The sequence below is a fragment of the Pseudomonas sp. GW823-FHT02F05 genome (assembly GCF_058797315.1).
Genome location: NZ_JBXAJM010000004.1, coordinates 280,491 through 298,141 on the forward strand (window position 1 = coordinate 280,491; position 17,651 = coordinate 298,141).

11 protein-coding genes and 1 pseudogene are annotated in these 17,651 nt (G+C 60.1%); 2 read left to right on the forward strand and 10 right to left on the reverse strand.

Annotated features, from left to right (window positions below; translation table 11 throughout):
• Positions 1 to 12 precede the first annotated feature (12 nt).
• Positions 13 to 1,530, reverse strand: coding sequence for a CoA-acylating methylmalonate-semialdehyde dehydrogenase (locus AC1RAC_RS08035; RefSeq protein WP_492616480.1), 1,518 nt, complete (start codon positions 1,528 to 1,530; stop codon positions 13 to 15).
• A gap of 133 nt (positions 1,531 to 1,663) precedes the next feature.
• Here AC1RAC_RS08035 and AC1RAC_RS08040 point away from each other — a divergent pair, with 133 nt between their 5' ends.
• Complete coding sequence (locus AC1RAC_RS08040) at positions 1,664 to 2,641, forward strand: LysR family transcriptional regulator (protein ID WP_054896998.1); 978 nt, start codon at positions 1,664 to 1,666, stop codon at positions 2,639 to 2,641.
• On the opposite strand, the gene AC1RAC_RS08045 is transcribed toward AC1RAC_RS08040, so the two are convergent.
• From AC1RAC_RS08045 to AC1RAC_RS08055, 3 genes are read right to left on the reverse strand one after another with little or no spacing between them, the layout of a single operon-like run.
• Positions 2,638 to 3,585: a LysR substrate-binding domain-containing protein gene (locus tag AC1RAC_RS08045; protein ID WP_492616481.1), complete on the reverse strand. Its 948-nt coding sequence runs from the start codon at positions 3,583 to 3,585 to the stop codon at positions 2,638 to 2,640. The genes AC1RAC_RS08040 and AC1RAC_RS08045 overlap by 4 nt on opposite strands.
• Entirely contained in the window at positions 3,585 to 4,433 is an 849-nt protein-coding gene (locus AC1RAC_RS08050; RefSeq protein WP_463388737.1) for an EamA family transporter, read from the reverse strand. Before AC1RAC_RS08050 ends, AC1RAC_RS08045 begins: the two co-directional genes overlap by 1 nt.
• 53 nt (positions 4,434 to 4,486) lie before the next feature.
• A complete protein-coding gene (locus AC1RAC_RS08055; RefSeq protein WP_089042341.1) occupies positions 4,487 to 5,434 on the reverse strand; it encodes a TauD/TfdA family dioxygenase in 948 nt (315 codons plus the stop codon).
• 148 nt (positions 5,435 to 5,582) lie between these two features.
• Between AC1RAC_RS08055 and AC1RAC_RS08060 the strand changes: the two are divergent.
• A pseudogene (locus AC1RAC_RS08060) lies at positions 5,583 to 5,678 on the forward strand (DUF3077 domain-containing protein); the annotation flags it as partial.
• Positions 5,679 to 5,774: 96 nt separating this feature from the next.
• Here AC1RAC_RS08060 and yfiB read toward each other — a convergent pair.
• The 6 genes from yfiB to recC form a co-directional block, all read right to left on the reverse strand.
• Positions 5,775 to 6,263: an outer membrane lipoprotein YfiB gene (gene yfiB / locus AC1RAC_RS08065; RefSeq protein WP_072447278.1), complete on the reverse strand. Its 489-nt coding sequence runs from the start codon at positions 6,261 to 6,263 to the stop codon at positions 5,775 to 5,777.
• A gap of 5 nt (positions 6,264 to 6,268) precedes the next feature.
• Positions 6,269 to 7,531 (reverse strand): diguanylate cyclase DgcN/YfiN, encoded by a 1,263-nt coding sequence (gene dgcN / locus AC1RAC_RS08070; protein ID WP_034128793.1) that lies wholly within the window; start codon positions 7,529 to 7,531, stop codon positions 6,269 to 6,271.
• Complete coding sequence (yfiR, locus tag AC1RAC_RS08075) at positions 7,528 to 8,094, reverse strand: regulatory sequestration protein YfiR (protein WP_034128794.1); 567 nt, start codon at positions 8,092 to 8,094, stop codon at positions 7,528 to 7,530. The genes dgcN and yfiR overlap by 4 nt, the downstream gene beginning before the upstream one ends.
• A 139-nt stretch (positions 8,095 to 8,233) precedes the next feature.
• Positions 8,234 to 10,306: an exodeoxyribonuclease V subunit alpha gene (gene recD, locus AC1RAC_RS08080; protein WP_034128795.1), complete on the reverse strand. Its 2,073-nt coding sequence runs from the start codon at positions 10,304 to 10,306 to the stop codon at positions 8,234 to 8,236.
• A complete protein-coding gene (gene recB / locus AC1RAC_RS08085) occupies positions 10,303 to 13,974 on the reverse strand; it encodes an exodeoxyribonuclease V subunit beta (RefSeq protein ID WP_492616482.1) in 3,672 nt (1,223 codons plus the stop codon). Before recB ends, recD begins: the two co-directional genes overlap by 4 nt.
• Positions 13,971 to 17,423 carry an exodeoxyribonuclease V subunit gamma gene (recC, locus tag AC1RAC_RS08090; protein ID WP_492616483.1) on the reverse strand — a complete coding sequence of 1,151 codons (3,453 nt, stop codon included), beginning with the start codon at positions 17,421 to 17,423 and terminating at the stop codon, positions 13,971 to 13,973. The genes recB and recC overlap by 4 nt, the downstream gene beginning before the upstream one ends.
• Positions 17,424 to 17,651 lie beyond the last annotated feature (228 nt).

Sequence of the window (17,651 nt, forward strand, 5' to 3'; positions counted from 1 at the left end):
CGTCTCCCGAGTTCAGCGCAGGTTGATGGTGGTGTTGACGCCATCGTTGACCGTGTCGTCATCAAACCAGCGGCTGGTGACGGTTTTGGTCTGAGTGTAGAACTGCACCACTTGCTTGCCGTAAGGGCCCAGCTCGCCGAGCTTGGAACCGCGGGAGCCTGTGAAGCTGAAGAACGGCACTGGCACCGGGATGGGGATGTTGATGCCGACCTGGCCCACATCGATTTCGCTCTGGAATTTACGCGCCGCCGCACCGCTCTGGGTGAACAGGCCTGTACCGTTGCCAAACGGATTGGCGTTGACCAGGGCGATGGCTTGATCGAGTGTCTCGACTTCCAGTACCACCAGCACCGGGCCGAAGATTTCCTCGGTGTAGATGCGCATGTCGGTGGTCACGCCCGAGAACAGGGTCGGGCCGACAAAGTTGCCTTGCTCGAAGCCCGGCACCTTGATATCGCGGCCATCGAGCTCCAGCTTGGCGCCTTCCTTCACACCGCTTTCAATAAGCTCCAGGATACGCGCCTTGGCACGCTTGGAGATCACCGGGCCGACATCCGTGCCCGCTTCACTGCCGGCGTTGACCTTGAGCTTTTGTGCCAGCGCTTTGAGGTCTGGCAGCCACTGCTTGGCCGCGCCCACCAGCACTACCACCGAGGTAGCCATGCAACGCTGGCCCGCCGCGCCGAAACCGGCACCGACCAGGGCATTGAGGGTGTGTTCACGGTTGGCATCCGGCAGCACCACCGCATGGTTCTTGGCGCCCATCATCGACTGCACACGCTTGCCGTGTTTGCCGGCCAGGTCGTAGACATGGGTGCCCACAGCCGTCGAACCGACGAAGGACACCGCCTTGATGTCTGTGTGAGTGCAGAGTGCATCCACCACGCTCTTGCCGCCATGCACCACGTTGAGCACGCCGGCTGGCACACCGGCTTCCAGCGCCAGCTCCACCAGCAGCATGGTCGACAACGGGTCTTGCTCGGAAGGCTTGAGTACAAAGGTGTTACCGCAGGCAATCGCCATCGGGAACATCCACAGCGGAATCATCGCCGGGAAGTTGAACGGGGTGATGCCGGCGCATACGCCGATAGGCTGGCGCAGGGTGTAGGTATCCACGCCGCCGGCCACGTTCTCGGCGAACTCACCCATTTGCAGGGTGCCAATGGAACAAGCGTGCTCCACCACTTCCAGGCCACGAAAAATATCGCCCTCGGCATCGGCAATGGTCTTGCCCTGCTCGGAGCTGAGGACTACAGCAATGCGCTTGGAATGTTCGCGGATCAAGGCTTGGAGCTTAAGCATGATGCGCATGCGCGCGCCGATCGGCGTGAGTTTCCAGGTCTGGAACGCTTGATGGGCAGCGTCGATGGCCGCGTTGACTTCATCGGCGGTGGCAAACGGGACTTTGGCCAGCACTTGCTGGGTGGCCGGGTTGACGATGTCTTGCCACTCGGTGGTCTTGGACTCGACCCACTCACCGTTGATCAGCAACTTGACCTGTTGCACGGAAATATCGGCAGATGCGTTCATGGGGTCTCCAGAATCTTGTAGTTATGCAGAGAACCAAGGCGTTGAATCGCCTTGAAGAATGAGGCGTTCGGACTGTTTTTGGAGTATAGATGTGCAAATCTCTAATAAGAACGCACATAAAAGCCGGTCCAATATGCAAAAAAACATCACCTCCCTGGGCGCCCTGAACTGGGATGACCTGAAGTTTTTCCTCGAAGTAGCCCGCACCCGCAAGGCTAGCGTGGCCGCCAAGCGCCTGGCGGTGGACTACACCACCGTGTCGCGGCGCATCAGCTCTCTGGAAGTGTCCCTCGGCACGCTGCTGTTCGAAAAATCCCGGACCAACGGCTTCGTGCTCACCAGCGAAGGCCAGCGGTTGCTGGGTTATGCCGAATCCATTGAAAGCACCCTGCACATGGCCTGCGAACAGGTGTCCGGGTCCGGCGTGGCACTTTCCGGCCATGTGCGCATGGGTTGCACCGAAGGCTTCGGCAGCTTCTTCGTCACCCCGCAACTGAGCCATTTCGTCGACACTTATCCAGCGATCTCGGTGGATATCCTGCCCCTGCCCCACTTCATCAGCCTGTCCAAGCGCGAAGCCGACATCGTCATCGCCCTGGAACGCCCGGAACACGGACCGTATGTGTGCTGCAAACTGTGCGACTACAAATTGCAGTTGTACGCCACCCAGGACTACCTCGACCAACACCCGCCGATCCGCAAACCTGCGGATCTGGCCGAACATCCGTTTATCAGCTATGTGGATGATTTGGCCTTCAGCTCAGAGTTGCTGTACCTGGCCAATGTGGTGCCCGGCGCCAGCGCCAGTTTGCGCAGTACCAGCGTGATCGCGCAGTACGTGGCGGCCCAGCAAGGCCGGTCGATGGCGATATTGCCGTGCTTTCTGGCCGCGCAGGACCCGCGCTTGCTGCCGGTGCTGGGAGAGCAGATTGCGATTACGCGGCAGTTCTGGATGTATTGCCGGGAGGATTTGAGGAAGTTGAAGCGGATTACTTTGTTGTGGGATTACATTCGGGAAGTGACAGAGCAGAATCAGGGGTTGTTGATGGGGCAGACGCGGGAGATCAGGTTTGCGAAGCTAAAAGGAGCAACAGAGGCTTCCTACCTTTAGACCGCTCCTGCTGCAGCAATTTGCGGATGCCGAAGCCGAACTTCGCGCAGAAACTCACCCGCGCTGTTCTTGAGCCATTCAATCAGCCGAGCAATCTCCGGCTCCGACTGACGCCCGTTTCGACAAATGATGTAGTAGGCCGCAGGGGACATCATCACAGGGCTATTCAACGCAACTAACGCACCGTCTTCCAGTTGGTCATACACCAACGCAGTCCTGCCCAGCGCAATCCCTCCGCCCTTCACCGCCAAGCTGATCGCCAGGCTCGAATCCGGAAATCTCGGCCCGTGGTGATAAGGCGGCGGCGCCAGCCCCTGAAACGCAAACCAGCTTTCCCACCCCGGACATACCTGATCGTCCACCCGATGAATCAGCGGATAGCGGGCGACATCCTCCAGAACAATGCCGCCCTTCAACCGCAGAAAATCGGGCGAACACACGGGGAATACGGCGTCGCGCATCAACAGTTCGACATGATGATCCGGATAGTCACCGTACCCCATCACCACAGCGACATCGTATTGATGGGCCTCCAGGCTGGAGCTGCTCATGTCGGCGCTGGTCAACACCAGATCCAGGTTGAATGAAGCCTGCGTGTGAGAGCCGTGCATCCTGGGGATTAGCCACGTCGAACAGAGGGAAGACGTGCAGGATAGGTATAACGGTTGGGACTTACCGGGATTGAGTGAATGCAATACCCCATCCAGCGCCTTGAAAAACTCATCGGTAACTGGCAACAGAGCCTGCCCTGCTGCAGTCAGCTTGACGCCGCGTGAGTGCCGCTCAAACAACGACACGCCCCACCATTCCTCCAAGCCCGCGATTTGATGGCTAATGGCACTGGCGGTGAGGTTAAGCTCAGACGCTGCACGGGCGAAACTACCGGTTTGCGCTGCGCTGACGAACGCCTGAAGCATAGGTGTGGGGGGCGGACGCTGGGCCATCAGGTGCTCACTTTGATCAAAATGATCCCGCAAACAATGACGAACGCCGAAAGCATCCGTCGCCAACCGAACCGTTCGTGAAAGAACAGCGCAGCAATAATGGCGCCGATAATAACACTGGTTTCCCGCAGAGCTGAGACCTTGGCCACCGCGTCCAGCGACAAGGCAAACAACACCAATCCGTAAGACGCCAGGTAAAAAACACCGCCTAATAGCCCAACTCGCCAGTGCCCACGTATCGCACGAGCCAAGTTTGAACGTTCTTTGGAAAACGCCAGCATCGGGATCGGGATACTTTGGAATACTGTCAGGTAAATAATGTACTGCAGCACCGTCTCACTGGCTCTTACACCTTTAGCATCCACCACCGTGTAAGACGCAATAAACGCACCGGCGCACACCGCCATCAGGATCGGCTTGAACATCTGCGCCGTCATCCTGCGCACAAAGGTCAAGCTGATAATCCCCACACAAATCAGCAACACTCCCGTCAACGCCTGGGAGGACAACTGTTCATGCAGCAGAAAGTAAGAAAACAGCACGACCAATACGGGCGGCACCCCACGCATCACCGGGTAAACCTGACCGAAGTCACCCGTTTCGTACGCTTTAATCAAAAATAGCCGGTAGACCGTATTGAGCACCACAGAGACGAGTATATAGCCCCATACCTCCAGGCTAGGCACACTTACAAACGGCAACGCCAGCAGGCATATCACTAGCGCGGTGCCGTCGACCATGGCCAAGGTCATGAAGCGACTGCTACCGGCGCGAACTACGGCATTCCAAGTGGCGTGCATAAAGGCAGAAATCAAGACCAACGTGATCGCGATATCGGAGTTGTCCATGGGGCTCGGCTTATGGCGGATATGGGAGGACTTACGTTATGAATACCGATGCATCATCGTTTGCGTAACCACAGCCGTAGCATATAACGATTAAGATCACTCAAAGGCTCAGCATCATTGATTTCGGAACGTGGAGCGTTCATATCAATGAAGTGCGTGCGCGTATGCAGAAACTTGTTATCGGCTGAAATAAGCACTTGCCCTGGCTCCAGCAGTACTCGATGCTGAACCGATGACTGATCGAGAACGGTATCCAGAAAGTCCAGTGCCTGGGTTTGAGCTGCTGTTAAAGGCACTCCTGCCTTAAGGTGAGCTGACTCAATGTAGACTCGAAAGTATCTGATCAGTGGAATACCTTCACTGGAAAAGCTGAGGATGGGGGCTTTAAACAGTTTTTCATCCTCTGACATGCCGCGATTCTCAAAAAAGAAGTCGCATTTGAGCGCTTCCAATACTTCTGGGAACGCCATCAGCTCGGCGTATACCGCGCTTGCATCGATGAGAATGCTCTCACCTCCTAAAAGTGCTTTCTGTCCACAGGCCAGGATCAAGTAATCGATAGGCAACGGGTCGCTCACACCATCGTTATGTACATAGGCGCCTTGACGGGTCTGATGGTATCTCGCACCTTCCTCAATGCTTTTGCCACCTCGGTCATAAACCTCAATCACTTTATGACCAAGATGATTCTGTACCATTGGGACACCGAGTAAGGAACCGAATGTCCACACCAGAGATTTGAACGTTGAAAGTTTATCCACCTTAAAGCCATCGAGAATCAAGACATGACTTTCATGATCGATCATATTTCGTATTCTATTCAGCTCCTCTCTCAGCACGCTTGACTGTAAAGGATTAATGTAAGCGACCTTGGTATCGAATCTAACACCTTGACTTACCGTCTCGAACAACTCTCTTATCGTCAATAGCTCAGCAAATGCATCTTTTGAAAGCCTGACTTTAGATACTTCCTGGCGAAAATGACTGACATTTATAGTCATCGCAATCCTTTACGGTAGTTACTTATAGCGTCCATTTAACTAAGCCCACCATTTGCGAAAAAGCGAAACTTCATCAGCCCAGCCATTAAAATTCGTCATGACAGGTCTTTCCTACAGAGAAAACTCCTAATGGTCGTTGGTAGGTTTTCGCGGCGACCAATACGCATGGGCCGCGCATTATATGTATGAGAGGGGCAAGGCCGTGGTGGATGACTTGACGCAGGCGATGACACCGAGCCGTTGAGCGAACATTCTTGCTAGCACATCGCAGAACAACTGTGAGAGGGGCTTGCCCCCTCCCACATTGGATTGCATTTCAGCTTGGGAAAGGAGAACCCGCTTAGTCTGCGATCACTACAATTGATACCCGGCGATTCTCGGTGCGGCCTGCTGTGGTCGTATTCGGCGCCACCGGCTCGCTGCTGCCCAGGCCGCGCAGTTGGATGTTTTCTTCTTTCATGCCCATGCGGGTCAGCACCTTGCCCACGCTTTTGGCGCGGCGCAGGGACAGGGCCACGTTGTAGGGCTCTTTGCCCGAGGCGTCGGTGTGGCCGTCGACACGCACACGCTCGATACCCGCGCCTACCAGGGCCTGGCCGATGCGTTCGACGATGTCGGTGCTGGGTTTGTTGAGGGTTTCGACGTCGCTGCCAAACAGCACTTTGCCGGACAGGCCGAAGGCCCAGCCTTCATCGGTCAGCTCGAAGCCTTGCTGCTTGAGCACGGCGACTTGCGCCGGGGTCAGGCCTTTGGGTGGCGTCTGGCAGCCGCTGAGGGCCAGGAAGGCCACGAGCAAAGAAATAAATAAAACGCGTGTGTTAGCGAACAAGGGAATCAACTCCTGTGTTGAACGTTGGCGACGGGGTGCTCCGACTCCGCCGTTTGCTGGCCGCCCGAAGACAATCGTTTGGCCTGGTACATCGCCGCGTCGGCAGCGTTGAGCAAGGTGCCTGGCGTGGCACCATGCTCGGGATAAATCGCAATGCCGATACTGAGGGAGGTCAACACCTGGGTGTCGCCAGGCAGTGGAATCGGCATGTCCATGCTGGCAATGATTTTGTCGGCGATGCGCTGGGCGTCTTCGGCCTTGTGCAGGGGCGCCAGCAATACCGCGAATTCATCACCGCCCAGGCGCGCCACCAGGTCGTCCTCGCGCAGTTGCGCCCGCACGCGGTCGGCAACGGCCACCAGCACGGCATCGCCAGCGGCGTGACCGAAGCTGTCGTTGATGTCTTTGAAGCGGTCGCTGTCGAGGAACAGCACCGCCACCCGCTCATTGACCTTGGCCGCGCTGCGCAGGGCACGGATCAGCCGGCCTTCGAAGAACGCGCGGTTGGGCAGGCCGGTGAGGCTGTCGTGGCTGGCCTGGTGGGCCAGGGTTTCGTTTTCGCTTTGCAGGTGGCTTTGCCAGGCCTCCATCTCACCGAGCAGGGCGTTGAAGTCGCTGCCCAGACTGTCGAGTTCGGCGATCTGCGCCGAGGGTACGCGGCGGTCGAAGTCTCGCTCGCTGCGGGCGGCGTGGGCGACGGCAGCCAGGCGTTGCAATGGCACGGTGATACCATTTAACAGACGCCGTGACAGATGCAACGCCACCCAGGCGCTGAGGGCGGTGCAGATCAGAATCCCGATCAAGCCACTGAGCAAGAAGCGCAACAGGCTGCCACCGTGGCCGACCAGATGGATGCTGCCGACGGTTTGCCCCTGGCGCAGGATCGGCTGGCTGATGGGCTGTTCGAGCAGGGCGTGCGCTATTTGCAGCTCGACCCGTGACAACATGCCGGTTTCCGGGCGAACCCAGCGCGCAAGCAACTTGCCGTTGATATCGAATACTTCTGCCTGGGCCACTTCTTCGGTCGAGGCAATCAGGCTCAGGGCTTCGGTGGCTGCCGCACTGTCGTTGAACACCACGGCTGCTTCCACGGTGTAGTTGATCGAGCGGGCGATCAGGTGCAGGTTGTGCTCGGCGTAAACCCGCAGGGCAAGTACGCCCAGCAGGGTCAGGGACACACTGGCCAGGGTCACTGCTACCAGCGCCAGGATCATATGCCCGCGGGCAATTACCGAGCGCAGGGTCGGCCGCACTTTATCGCGACTCATGAGCCAGGCGCTCGACGACGGGACAACTGCAACACACTGGGATGGATGCGCACGCCGCTACGGGCGACGGAATCCAGGTTGACCTCGAACGACACCTGCTCATCGCTGACGCGCAGGCAGAACAGGCTGCCCACCGTGCATTGGTCGCCCCCTTCGCTGATGCTGAGTACGGGATGGCCGATCAATGAGGTAAACAGGCGGTTGCGTTCGTCGGGGGTGATTTTGCCGATGTAGACGGCATCACAGGCATTGACGATATCCGGATGATCGACCAGCAGGCGCCGCACCAGCACCGGACGACCGGTGGCCTGGGTGGTGCCTTTGACCAGGTCATCGGTGTACTGAGTCGGCCCGACAATGCACAGCCGCAATTGCGCAGGCTCAACCGGCCAACGGGCGTAGCTGAGGATACCGAGCACCACTTGGGTGACCGCCTGCGCACGGTGCTCGGCCAGGCTGGGCGTCTGCGCAAATAGGCGCGGCGCAAGCAGGCACAGCACCGTCACCAGTAACAGGCGTCTCCAACTCAAACTGCGCGCTTTGGGCGAGACAGCCACGTTCATGCAGCGATACTCTCAAGTGTTTTCCAGGATGATGCCGCAACGATAGCACAGCGGCGGACATCCCCACGAAGCACAGCATTCGAGGGGTTCGCTATTTTTTCAGAAAAATCAGACATCTGAATAAGAAATATCGCCTGACCTACCAGTCATTTTTTTCAGACGGAAGGTCCAACTCCAACATCAATCCGCTCAGACGCTTGACCTTGCGCCGCACCGCTTCCTCAAACACGCCGCCGCGCGGCTCAACCAGGCTGAACCAACGTTTGGCACGGGTGATACCGGTATAGATCAGCTCTTTGGTCAGCACCGGGTTAAGGGCATCCGGCAGGATCAGCGCGGTGTGAGTGAACTCCGAGCCCTGGGATTTGTGCACGGTCATGGCGTACACGGTTTCCACATCATTCAAGCGGCTGGGCAATACAAAGCGCACGCCGCCCTGGCCATCGTTACGTGGAAAGGCCACCCGCAGGACGTGGGGGCCACCGTCGCTTTCGGGCAATTTCAGGGCGATGCCGATGTCGCCGTTCATCAGGCCGAGCCCGTAATCGTTGCGGGTCATCAGCACCGGTCGGCCTTCGTACCACTGCTCGTCACCTTCGATCAGGCGTACCTTGCGCAACGCCGCGGTGATGCGCAGGTTGAGCCCTTCGACGCCCCACGGGCCCTTCCGCACGGCGCAAAGCAGTTGAAACGCGTCGAAGGCGTGCAGCAGTTGTTGCGCCCAAGCAGTCCAGGCTGGACCGTCACGCGGTGTGTCCGCAGAGGGGCGCGCCGATTGCAGCAGGTTCAGGTAGTAGCGATAACCTTGGGCGCCATCGCCCTGCCCGTCCAGTACCAGGCGCTCAAGGGCGTGGTCATGCTCACCCTTGAGGCTGACGCAGAACAGGTCGTCGTGACGGCCTGCAGCTAACAGCTGGCGGGCCTCTTCGGCGTTTTGCTGGTTGACCCAACGCGCCAGTTGACCAATACCGCTGCCCTCGCCGAAGCGGCGCGAATAGCGCAGCATCACCACTTGCTGGGCCAGGGGATGGCTGCCATCGAGGTCTTCTTGCAAGCCGCTGCTGCTGAGGTCTTCACCGCTGACGGCTTGCAGCCAGTGGCGAGTCTGCGGGCTGTACCAGCCGGCTTCGGCATCGCGGCACAAGTCGCCGAGTACGGCCCCCGCTTCTACCGAGGCCAGTTGGTCTTTGTCGCCCAGCAATACCAGGCGTGCATGGGGCGGCAGGGCGTCGAGCAGGTTGGCCATCATTTCCAGGTCGATCATCGAGGCTTCGTCCACCACCAGCACATCCAAAGGCAGCGGGTTGCCCAGGTGGTGACGGAAGTGACGGGTGCCCGGACGGCTGCCCAACAAGCGGTGGACCGTGGTGACCTGGGTGGGGATTTTTTCCCGCACGTTGTCGGGCACTGTCAGTGACAGCACTTGCTGGCTGATGGATTCGGTCAGGCGCGCAGCGGCTTTACCGGTGGGCGCAGCCAGGCGAATACGCAACGGGCTGCCGGACTCCACGGCGGGCGCCTGCAACAGCGCGAGCAGGCGCACCACGGTGGTGGTCTTGCCCGTACCGGGGCCGCCGGTGACGATGCTGAAGGCGCCGCGGGTCGCCAGGGCGCAGGCGAGCTTTTGCCAGTCAATCACCCCATCGGGCGCCGGTTGGTCGAACAGGCGATTGAGCCGTTGCGGCAGATCGGCGGCGGCGTCTTCCACGCTGGCAAGGCGCAGGCGCAGGGCGCGGTCGATACGCCGCTCGTAGGCCCAGTAGCGGCGCAGGTACAGGCGCTTGCCGGACAACACCAACGGGCGGCTACGAGCCTCCTCGCTGCCATCGACGGCCAGCGCAACCAACGGGCTTGAAGCCAGGGCATGGCACCAATGCGCGCCATCCAGGCCGTGCAGCAACTGTGAGGGTAGCAGCATTGCGCCGGTGTGCAGGTCGCCTTCGGGCGGCAATGACAGGGCGAAATCCGGCGCCTTGAGGGTTTCGAACACATCCAGGCAGACGTGGCCATGGCCCAGTTGATGGCTGGTCAAGGCCGCCGCCAGCAGCACCAGGGGATCGGCCTTTGGGTCCAGCTCGTACAGGAAACCGACAAAGGCTTTGTCCAAGGCCCGCAGCCAACCCCGCTCGACCCAACGTGCAAGCAACTGCAGCAGGTCGGCAGCACGATCGAGGGGCAAAAGCGCCTCCAGCGGTAACGGCGACAGGCTCATAAGAGCACTCCTTGTTCCCAGGCGGGCTCAACCTTGGGTGGGATGGGCTTGCCCTGGAACAACAGGTCCAGGCTCTCGATCAACTCATGAGGCGGTCGGGTAAAATACGCGCCCTGGCTCACCGACTGGCTACCGCGCAGGAACAGGTACAGGGCACCGCCGACGTGCTGGTCATAATCGTAATGCGGCAGGCGCGCCTTGAGTTGGCGGTGCAGGGCCAGCAGGTAAAGTACGTATTGCAGGTCGTACCGATGCTCGAGGATCGAGTGTTCCATGGCGTCCTGGGTGTAGGCAGAGTCGTCAGGGCCGAGCCAATTGGATTTGTAGTCGGCCACGTAGTAACGGCCATCGTGCTCAAACGTCAGATCGATAAAGCCTTTGAACATGCCGTTGAGCAGCACCGGTTCGGCGGCCACACGGGACACGCCGCCATGGGTGTGCTGGCACACCAGTTTGTCGAGGGCGAGTACGTCGACGGTGTGACTGGCAAACCAGAATTCCATCTCGATCTGGTACTGCTGCAGGCCACTGAGGGTGAAGCGCTCGTTGTACAGGGGCAGTGGCGTGTGCAGCAGGTGCTCCAGCCAGCCGCTGAGGGTGACGATCCAGCCTTCCCAGTTACGGCGGTTACAGCGCGCGCCCACGGCTTTTTCGATCGCCTCCGGGGTCACGTTGAAACCTTCTTCACCGGCCCATTCCAACAAGCCGTGAAGGAAGGTGCCTGGGTTGGGACCGCGTGGGAAACGGTGAATATCCCCGCCGGCCGCGACCGTTTCCCGAGGGGCATCGGGGTCGAGGCGTTCGTCATCGAACAGCTTCTGGGCCTGTGGGCTTTCGGGGGCTTCGAGGTTGGCGGCGCTCATGCTGTCGCCAATGCGCAAGGCGCTATAGGAGGCAATCCACCAGTTTTCTGCGGCCTTGCGTGCAGGCAGCAACGGCGCGAGCAGGGTCGCTTGGTTGCGCGGCGGGTGGAACAAGATGTCTTGGGCGTCCGGCACAAGGTCATAACCGATGGCCGCGCAGCCTTGCTGCAAGTCCAGCAACCAGCGCGCCAGACCCGCTGATTCGCTCAACGACGCGCCGGCACCGAGCAAATAGCCCAATGCAGACAGGTGCAAGACCGAGCTGCTGTTATTACCGCGTTTGAGATCGGCGATGCCCAGCCAGCAGGCGTGTTTGGCGCGGGTCAAGGCCACGTACAACAAACGCAGGTCTTCGGCCAGGCGCTCATCGTCGGCTTGGGCGATCAACTCGGCCGTGGGTCGCAGGCTGACGTGGGACTTGCCGTGTTCATCGTGGTAATGCAACGGCAAGCGACTGCCATCCACGGGCTTGGCCGAACAGATGAACGGCAGGAACACCAAGTCGTATTCCAGGCCCTTGGATTTGTGGATGGTCACCACTTTGACCAGTTGCTCGTCACTTTCCAGGCGCAGGATCTGTTCTTCACCGGCCTGCCCCGACAGCGCCAGATGCTCGGCCAAATGACGGATCAACGCCTGCTCGCCATCCAGTTCCGAGGCGGCCTGTTGCAACAATTCACTGAGGTGCAACAGGTTGGTCAGCACACGCTCGCCATCACTGCGGGCGATGAGGGTTTGCGGCAGCTTGAAGTCGTGGAGCAGACGACGCAGCATCGGCAACACGCCTTGGGTACGCCAGATGGCACGGTAGCCACGGAACTGCATCACCCGCGATTCCCACGCCAGTTCGTCCTGATTCAGACGCTCCAGCTCCGACAGGGACAGGTTCAGGGTGACGCAGGCCAGGGCTGCACGCAGCGGGCGTTCGACATCCGGTTCCGCGCAAGCCTTCAACCAGGCCAACAGGTCATGGGCTTCCTGGGCGGCAAACACCGAGTCTTTATCCGACAGGTACACACTGCGCACGCCACGGCGGGCCAGTTCGGCACGTACGGTTTGGGCTTCCTTGCCATCACGCACGAGGATGGCGATGTCTGACGGCAACACGCCCTTTAGGGTGCCCTCTTTTACAAAGCCCGCGGTGCCTTGCTGCCCACCATTGAGCAGCGCAACGATTTGCGTGGCGCAGGCGGCGGCCAGGTGTTGACGATAAACCGCGTTGGAAATCGGCTGGTCGGTGGGCAGGTGCCAAAGGTTCATGGCCGGTAGCGTGTGACCGTCGACCTGCAACTGCTCGCTGCGGCCTTGGGACAGTACCGAATGGAACGGCACCGGGTTATCGCCATCAGGCTGGCGAAACAGGAACGCACCACGGCCGGTTTCCGCACGCTGGAACACATGGTTCACCGCCTCGACCATCGCATGGCTGGAGCGGAAGTTGGTGCCCAGGGTGTGATGGCGGCCGGTGGTGGCCTGCCGGGCGCGCAGGTAGGTGTAGATGTCGGCGCCGCGAAAGGCGTAGATCGCCTGCTTGGGGTCGCCGATCAGGAACAGGCCGCTGTCGAGGTGGTTTTCTTCGATGCGGTAGATGCTGTCGAAGATGCTGTATTGCACCGGGTCGGTGTCCTGGAATTCATCGATCAGGGCCACCGGGAATTGCTCGCGGATCACACTGGCCAGGCGCTCGCCACCGTCTGCCTGGAGGGCGGCGTTGAGGCGGATCAGCATGTCGTCAAACCCCATCTCGGCGCGGCGACGTTTCTCTTCCTCGAAACGTTTGCCGACCCAGCCGGCAGCGTGTTGCAGCACCGCCGCGTCAGGCGTTGGCAAGGCGTCGAGGCTGGCTTTGAGGCTGGCCATAGCCTCGATGCCAGGGTGCTGCGGCGGCTCGCCTTTCCAGGCTTCGGCCATTCCGTCGGGCGTCAGGCGGGTGAAGCCGGTGCCGATGTCCAGTTGTTCCAGGGTTTCGTCAGCGGCCCAGGCGCTGATCTTTTCGAACCAGGGCTCGAAGTAACGTGCTTGCATCTTGCGCCCATCGACCGCGTTGGCAGCGACGGCTTGCAGGCAGATATCCCGCAGCTCGGCAGCCCATTGTTGCCAGGGTGCCTTGAGGGCAACCAGCGCGGCGCGGCGTTCTTGCAGGCAGGCACTGATCAGTTCGGCTGGCTCGCGGGTTTCGTCGGTGGGCCGCTCGCTGCCGAACAACGCACGCACCCGTGGCATCAGCGCCGCGGGGCCACCCCAATTATTGCGCACCCAGTTGAGCGCATCGTCGTGCATTGGGTAGCAGAACAATCGCCAGTAGTCGCGCAGCACTTCGCCCAGCAGGTCGCTATGGTCGGTTTCCAGGGTTTGTGTGAACAGGCTGCCGCTGTCGAACGCATGTTCGCGCAGCATGCGCTGGCACCAACTGTGGATCGTGGAGACTGCGGCTTCATCCATCCATTGCGCGGCGATGTCCAGGCGATTGGCACAGGCGGGCCATTGCTGCGGATCATATTGCTCGCGCAGGTCGGCAATCAGCGCATCAGGCTGTTCGATTTCGTCACGGAAGAAGCGCGCGGCTTCGGCCAAGCGGATGCGGATACGTTCACGCAGTTCCTTGGTGGCGGCGTCGGTGAACGTCACCACGAGGATTTGCGGTGGCAGCAGTTCGCGGCCGAAACCGGATTCATCACCGCCGTGGCCGAGCACCAGACGCAGGTACAGGGCGGAGATGGTGAAGGTCTTGCCGGTGCCGGCACTGGCTTCAATCAACTGGCTGCCTTTGAGCGGGAACGCCAGGGCCAAGGGTTTGCCGATCATGCGTCAGCCTCCGTACTGGAAAGCGATCGCCAGGGGGCGTTGATCAGCGGGCGATACAGGGTTTCGCACCAGCCTTCGAACTCTTCACTGGCGACCAGGGCCGCGTAGTCGGGAAATTGCCGCGTAAGGGCAGGCGTTTCGCGGCGTTCGCCGTCAGTGGTGATGCCATCGCCTTCATAGGCTTTGCTCGCAGCCGCTTGGGCCTTGGCGGGATCAGCCTGGCCGAGCCAGGCGAACGCGGTTTTCACTGCGACCGGAAGCGGCGCGCTCATTCCCGTGTGCCAGGCCAACAGCAGGTTACCGAGAATGTCCTCGGCGCCGGCCTTGTCCAGTGGGGCCAACAACAAGGTGTCGTCACTGGCTACCAGGCCGGTGCTCAAGGGCAGGCCACAGGCGCAGGCCACCACGTGATTGACCCAGGGGCGGATGAGGCGGTGCCACTTACGTGTCTTGATCGAACCAATACTGTTGGGGATGGTGGTGACGCTTAAAAGTCCGCCATCACTGCGTCGGTGCAGACCGCTGATCCAACCTTCCAGCTGGATGCCTTGGTACGCAAAGCTGACCGGTTCAGCGCCAGTATGCGGGGTGGGCCACAACGCCAGAAGCTGTTGATAGCGTTGCACCAGGTCCGGCAGCGGCTCGATCAGTTCGTTACGCAGGCATTCACCGAAACCCACCATCGGCAGCAGGCCGCTGCCTTGCAGCCGCAGGGCCTGGGCGGTGAGAGCCTGATCGAGTTGGTCGGGTTGGGTGAGTGCCGCGTTCAGCAGGCTGTCGCTCAAGCTGTAGCGTTGCAATGCGTCCAGCACGAAGGGTTCTTCATCAGCCAGGGGCACTTCAGCGGCTTCGAAGAATACTTTCAGGCGCTGGCTGAAGAAGTGTTTGACCGGATTGCGCAGGAAGTCCTGTAACTGGCCAAGGCTCAGGGGTTCTTCCTGTTGGTGAGGCGTCAAGCCTTGCTCTTGGGTGATGACCGCCGGTGCCTGATGCAGCAATTGCCATTCGCGCGCATAGCTGAACAACGAATCGCCTTCGTGGAAATAGCGGGCGCTGAAGGGTTGCAGCGGGTGCTCCTGGGTCATTGCGTCGATCAGCGGCAGATCGTTGCTGGCGTGCTGCCAGCCGCTGGCGAGGTGGTCGCGTAGTTGGCCGATCAGCACCGAGGCCGGGCGATCGCTGTTGTCACGGATGCTGCGGCCTACCCAACTGATGTACAGCTGGTCACGGGCTGACAGCAGCGCTTCGAGCAGTAAGTAGCGGTCGTCTTCGCGGCGAGAACGGTCGCCGGGGCGGTAATCGCTGCCCATCAGGTCAAAATCCAGGGGTGGCTGGGCCCGCGGGTAATCGCCGTCGTTCATGCCGAGCAGGCAGACCAGCTTGAACGGGATCGCACGCATGGGCATCAGCGTACAGAAATTGACCGCTCCCGCCAGGAAGCGCTGGGACAGGCGCCCCTGATCCAATCCGGCCAGCCATGCCTCACGTACTACCGTAAGAGGTAACTCGTCTTGCAAGCCGACGGATTCGCAGGTTTCCAGCCAGGTTTCTCTTAATTGTTCGAGCTGGCCCAGCAGGTAGTCATCGTGCTCGCTGCTGGGTAGGAAAAACAGCTGCATCAACCGTTGTAGACGCTCGCCCCAGGTTTGTGGGGACGCGGGTTCCGATAGCGCTTGATGGGCATCGTTCAAGGCGTCAAGCAAGGCGACCAGTGGGCCAATCAAGGCCGCATCGAGGCCACCGATTTCGTCATAAGGTTCAATACCGTCGCAGGCCGTGCCGGTACCGACGGCATAGCCCAGCAGCATACGGCGCAGGCCGAATCGCCAACTGTTTTGCTCCAGTTCCGCGGGCAGGCCCAAACCGGCGCGTTGCTCGGCATTCAAGCCCCAGCGGATGCCGGCGCCTTCGATCCAGCGATGCAAGGTGGGCAGATCACGCTCTTTGATGGCGAAGCGTTCGCGCAGGGCCGGGACGTCGAGCATGTCGAGGATTTCGCTGACAGGGAAGCGGCTGTCGGGAAGTTTGAGCAAGTGCTCGACGGCGATCAACAGCGGGTCGCGACCACGTTGGCCTTGGTCTGTAAGGGTGAAGGGGATGAAGCGTGGGTCATGCCGTTCGAGCTGGCCGAAGACCGCGCGAATATGCGGTGCATAGCTGTCGACGTCGGGGACCATGACGATGATGTCCCGAGGGCGCAGGGAGGGGTCAGCGCTGAAGCGATGAAGTAATTGGTCGTGGAGGATTTCCACTTCGCGTTGGGCGCTGTGGGCGATATGGAAACGGATCGACGTATCGCGTTGCAAGTCGACAGCGGGCCAGAGCTCACGGGTTTCATTCAACGGGCGCAGTTCGAGGATATCGTCCTGGAGTTGGTTGAGGAGCGTGGTGGGTTCGCTGTCGCTGAACAGGTCAATACGGCCGTCGCGAAATGCGGCGCGGTAGCTGTTGGGGTCATCGTAGCTGTCCAGCAGACTGATGTAATCACGGCCCTGCTTGCCCCAGGCAGCGAGCAGCGGATGGGCGTGCTGGTGCAAAGTTTGTGGGTCGATAGTGACGGGCATGCCCGTTTTGCGCGCCTGGCGTTTGTATTCGTTACGCAGCAAGTCCTTGTCGGCGACGATGTCCGACCAATGATGGCGGCAGGGGTTATGCACGCAGAGCAGGACCTGGCTGAAACGGGCCAGACCCGCCAAGGCTTCCAGCGCCTGGGCCGGCAGCGATGAGATGCCGAAGACGATCACCCGGGGAGGCAAGCCGGGCGGTGCTTGTTCAAGGCTGTTGATGCGCTCGATGAAGCGCTGATGTACGCCGGCCCGGCTTTCGGCCATGCCTGCTTCACCTACATCCAGCAGGAGCGCGCGCCACAGCTCGGCTTGCCAGCAGTTGGCTGGGTTGAGCGGTTTGGACTCGCCTCGACCATTGCGCAGTTGGTGCCGGCCTGCGGCCCAATCTTCCAGCCAGTCGGCACGGTAGACCTGGTATTGGTCGAAGAGGTCAGCCAGGCGCTCGGCGAGTTGGTAGCGTTTGCGCAGGTCGGTGTCTTGCGTCAGGAAGCGTTGCAGAGGCTCGAAGTGCGGTTGGTCGATCAGCTCGGGTAACAGCCGCATGAGGCGCCAGGTCAGCGGGGCTTTATCAAGCAGGGACTTGGGCGGGATTTCGTCACGGCCCAAAACCATACGATAAAGCTGCCACATAAAGCTGCCAGGCAGTTGCACGTCGATGGCTGCGGCAATGCCACAGCCGCCCATATCATCGGCTTGCGGGTCTTCGGCCAAGGCCAGCTTGAGCCATTGGGCGATGCCGTTGCTTTGTACCAGGGCGATTTCGTTTTCCAAAGGCGCCAGTGGGTAACGGCGCATCCAACTGACCACCAGGCTTCGCAGCTCGTCCAGGCGGTTGCCATGAACCACCATGAATCCAGGACTGAGGGACGTCGCGTCCGGCATAACGGCTTCCTTGGGAAAAGCAAAATCGAGGGATGGACTTTAGCACTGTGGTGCACGGGGCGAACACAAGGCGAACAAGTGTACGGCGACAAGGCGGACACTTTTCGAGCGCCCAAAACAAAACCCCAACTGCTTTCGCAATTGGGGTTTTGGAATTTAATCTTGACGATGACCTACTCTCACATGGGGAAACCCCACACTACCATCGGCGATGCATCGTTTCACTGC